Below are 3,037 nucleotides of genomic sequence, written 5' to 3' on the forward strand. Positions count from 1 at the left end.
TCGCCCCCGACGGGCGACGACACGATGGCATGACCCGCCTTCATCTGACACCCGCCGCCGCCGCGGGTTAGGCTCAACCAGAACAGGGAGCGACAGACGTGCTCGGAACCGCGACGATCACAGGCATTTTCTACGGCACCGACGGCGCGCCGGTCACCGAGGCCGACGTCTCTATCGTGCCGAAACAGAAATACGTGGCGTCCTCGGGCGACGCGGCCTGGGTGCCGCGCGCGGTAACTGGGCGGACGGACGCCACCGGTGCGATCGGGGTGCTGGATGGCGCGGCCTTCACGGGCGGCGTTGCGCTCGCGGCCGGACAATACGAGATGTCCGTGAGCAAGGATGATGTGTCGCATAACGGTGTGCTCACCGTTGACCAGGACATGGTCGCGGCCGGGTCGGCCGACCTGCAAACCGCGCTCGGGCCCGCACCTCCACCCATACTCGTGTCCGCGGCCCAGGCTGCCCGCGACAAGGCCCGGGAATGGGCCTCCAGCCCTGAGGATGTGGAGGTCGAACCGGGGCTGTTTTCGGCCCGTCACTACGCGGCAAAAGCATCGACTTCCGGCTTGTCCGCCGGCCCCGGCTTCAAGATCGTCGGCGCGGAGCTGCGCCATGACATTTCCACGCTATCGAGAGGATAAGAGATGGCACTGCAAGGTTCTGACTACTTTGTTATCGAGCGGGCCGGGGCGGTGTACCACACCCTCGGATCCGACATTCTCGCCTATGTCGAAGAAAATATTGGTACGTCGCAGTTCGACGTGGCCGACATCACGGCCCGAAACGCCATCAGCAACCTGAGCATTGGTGACCGGGTTTTCGTGCTCGATGCCTCGGCCGATGCCACGGTCAGCACGGGCTGGGCGATCTACGTCTGGCGCGGCGCCGCATTCACGAAGGTGGCCGAAGAAGAGGGCCTCGATGTGGTCGCGGGCGGTGCAAACCTCGGCTATACTGCCTCCCCGACGCAGGGCACCGTCACGTCGTCGAGCGGCACCAATGCGACAATCCCGGTGGCAAATGTCACCAATGCCGGCCTCATGGTTCCAGCGCAGTTCGACAAGCTCGGCAATATCACCGTGACCGGGGCGGTGAACCTCGACACGCTCGCTGGCGCGAGCCACGCCGCGGTCACTCTGGGGGGCACCACGAACAGCAACCCGCTCACCCTCTCCGGGCAAACCCTCAACTTCTCGATCTCGCAGCTGACGGCGGCACCGTAAAATGGCGGTGCAGTCCACAGACCTGATTATGGTGGAGCGCTCCGGAGCGCTCCACAAGGCGACGGTGGGCGATCTACCCTCAGGGAGTAGCGCTGGAACAATCACGGCCAGCGCTCTCGACCTCTCGACGGGTGACAGCTTTCAGTACTCTCTTACGGCCAACGCCACGCTCACCTTCTCGAGCATTCCCGCGGGCTTTTCCATGTGGCATCTCACGGTGACGGCGACGGGCACCAACACGATGGCATTGCCGACTATGATCGAGATGGGTGGCGCGACCGCCCTGGACCCGCCGGCGGATGGTGAGACTCGCTCCTACACCTTCTGGACCTATGACGGTGGCACCACGATCTACGGAGGGGCCTCGGCATGACGCTTCCCAGCACGGGTATATTCGACGGCGCGGCTGCTGGAGGCGGCGGTGGTGGCGGCACGTTCACCGCCACGATTTCGACGAACCAGCAGGAGATGAACCTCGCTACATGGGCGACGGGACAGGGCTGGGACGGCACGAGCTACGCCGAGATCACGGTCGCTGCCGGTGTCTATGTCTGGTCCGACGATACTGCGATCCCCGGGATGACCACGGGGGCCTTCCCTGGTGGCCTGAAACTGATCGTGGAAGGCTACATCATCGGGAAAGGCGGAACCTCTCCGAATTCAGGCACAACAGGGGGTAACGATGGCGGTCCGGCTCTCTCCCTGGGCACGGATGTCACCATTGAGGGGGGGACAAATGGTTATGTAGCGGGCGGCGGCGGCTCGGGTGCAAACATCGATGGTAATTCTATGACAGGTGGTGGTGGCGCAGGCGGGGGTAATTCAGGAGATGACGGCGGCACCGCCGGGGCAACCGGGGGTGCTGTCGGTTTCGCTGGCGCTGATGGGGGTGAGGTGGGCCAATTAGACCGCGGCTACGGCGGTGGCAGTGGCGGCGGTGGGGCGGGGACTAATTAACATGTCAACTAACGAAGCATCAGGAGGCGCCGGGGGGCGCATACTTCCCGGCGTCGGTGGGGCGGGAAGCGTGAACGCGAGTAATATCCAGGGAAGAGAAGGCGGTGCTGGAGGAAGCGCTGGAAATCCAGGTGATGACGCAGTCGGAATTCAATTGGGCCTCGCTGGAAATGGAACCGGCGGAGGCGGTGGATGGGGCGCAGACGGGGGCGACGGACTGGCTGACGATTCCGGCGGCAGAAGAATTTTCCCGGGCGCCTCCGGCGGAAACGCCGTCGAGCTGAACGGCCATGTCGTCACTTGGCAGGGTGAATTCGACACGGATTTTGCCAATCACATCTACGGAGCTGTCTCATGAATGTGGATCGCAACCTGATTCATCATTTTGGCAGTGGGGCTGATCCGAACGATCACAAGTGCATGGACGGGTATAACTGGTTCGTGAGCACATTCGATGGCGTCGAGCCTGTCACCGTGGCTGAAACGGAAAGAACGGTGGTCGTGCATTACGATCAAGGCTTGATACCCGAGCATGTGAAAACGCTCTGCTTCATGCTGGCGACCCGGCTCAAGAACAGCGTCGAGGCCATCGAGATGGGCGGGCACGGCGCGTGGCAGGATGAATACCGCGTGGTGCATCTGAACGCGCGCGGCACCCTCGCGGAAATGACAGCACGCCGTGACGACTACCTGGCCACTCTCGATCCCTACAAGGAGGTGAAGGTGCTCAAGCACAGCCCCACCCCAAAGGGAAACCGGACAGCCCCGGTGAACCACCCGGCGCAGGTCGTGCCGGGCTTCCGGTATTCCGTGTTCAGGCGCCAAAAGGGGCGGCACACGCCCCCTCTCGATGC

6 protein-coding genes are annotated in these 3,037 nt (G+C 63.4%); all 6 read left to right on the plus strand.

The window, feature by feature from the left end:
• Nucleotides 1-98: 98 nt before the first annotated feature.
• Nucleotides 99-644 carry a hypothetical protein gene (locus ACFFU4_RS17680; RefSeq protein ID WP_377071216.1) on the plus strand — a complete coding sequence of 182 codons (546 nt, stop codon included), beginning with the start codon at nucleotides 99-101 and terminating at the stop codon, nucleotides 642-644.
• Between the two features lie 3 nt (nucleotides 645-647).
• Complete coding sequence (locus ACFFU4_RS17685; RefSeq protein WP_377071217.1) at nucleotides 648-1,226, plus strand: hypothetical protein; 579 nt, start codon at nucleotides 648-650, stop codon at nucleotides 1,224-1,226.
• A gap of 1 nt (nucleotide 1,227) precedes the next feature.
• Nucleotides 1,228-1,599, plus strand: a complete 372-nt coding sequence (locus ACFFU4_RS17690; RefSeq protein ID WP_377071218.1) for a hypothetical protein — start codon at nucleotides 1,228-1,230, stop codon at nucleotides 1,597-1,599.
• On the plus strand, nucleotides 1,596-2,183 hold the full coding sequence (locus ACFFU4_RS17695) for a hypothetical protein (protein WP_377071219.1): 588 nt from the start codon (nucleotides 1,596-1,598) through the stop codon (nucleotides 2,181-2,183). The genes ACFFU4_RS17690 and ACFFU4_RS17695 overlap by 4 nt, the downstream gene beginning before the upstream one ends.
• A 104-nt stretch (nucleotides 2,184-2,287) precedes the next feature.
• Nucleotides 2,288-2,467, plus strand: a complete 180-nt coding sequence (locus ACFFU4_RS17700) for a hypothetical protein (RefSeq protein ID WP_377071221.1) — start codon at nucleotides 2,288-2,290, stop codon at nucleotides 2,465-2,467.
• A gap of 70 nt (nucleotides 2,468-2,537) precedes the next feature.
• On the plus strand, nucleotides 2,538-3,037 hold a 500-nt coding region (locus ACFFU4_RS17705), incomplete at its 3' end, for a hypothetical protein (RefSeq protein ID WP_377071222.1).

The sequence above is a fragment of the Roseovarius ramblicola genome (genome assembly GCF_042430665.1).
Classification (GTDB): Bacteria; Pseudomonadota; Alphaproteobacteria; order Rhodobacterales; family Rhodobacteraceae; genus Roseovarius; species Roseovarius ramblicola.

Excerpts from the sequence above, each read along its gene's own strand:
- ACFFU4_RS17685 (WP_377071217.1), top strand. The coding sequence starts at position 648 with ATGGCACTGCAAGGTTCTGACTACTTTGTTATCGAGCGGGCCGGGGCG.
- ACFFU4_RS17690 (WP_377071218.1), top strand. The coding sequence starts at position 1,228 with ATGGCGGTGCAGTCCACAGACCTGATTATGGTGGAGCGCTCCGGAGCG.
- ACFFU4_RS17695 (WP_377071219.1), top strand. The coding sequence starts at position 1,596 with ATGACGCTTCCCAGCACGGGTATATTCGACGGCGCGGCTGCTGGAGGC.